This window comes from Paraburkholderia sp. SIMBA_053 (genome assembly GCF_046534895.1).
In the GTDB taxonomy this organism is placed as follows: domain Bacteria; phylum Pseudomonadota; class Gammaproteobacteria; order Burkholderiales; family Burkholderiaceae; genus Paraburkholderia; species Paraburkholderia caledonica.
In genome coordinates this window covers 1-274 of sequence record NZ_JAWRXU010000633.1, presented here as the reverse complement: position 1 = coordinate 274, position 274 = coordinate 1, and the positions used below count along the sequence as shown (strand labels likewise).

The following is a 274-nucleotide window of genomic DNA, read 5'->3' as shown; positions in this document are numbered from 1 at the left end:
AAGGTTCTTGAGTTTAAAGAGCGTGCCATTCTTTTTTCGCGTCCAAATATGGTATACCGCTTTGAACAGTTTGGACAGCAGCATCCCGGTTATCTGTGCGTATTTGCAAATGATTTCTTTGACCAGTTTATAAACATCGCCAAATATCCTATTTTTGATCCTGAAGTGTCCCCGCTTTTGGAAATATCCGCTGATCAAATGAGATCTTTTACGGAAATCTTTCAGGAAATGGAAAGGGAGCTGGCAGCGGATTTCAATTTTAAATATGATCAGC

1 protein-coding gene is annotated in these 274 nt (G+C 39.8%); it reads left to right on the top strand.

Annotated elements, in window-relative coordinates; translation table 11 throughout:
• The coding region (locus SB753_RS37135) for a hypothetical protein (RefSeq protein ID WP_410805139.1) at positions 1-274 on the top strand (274 nt) is incomplete at both ends.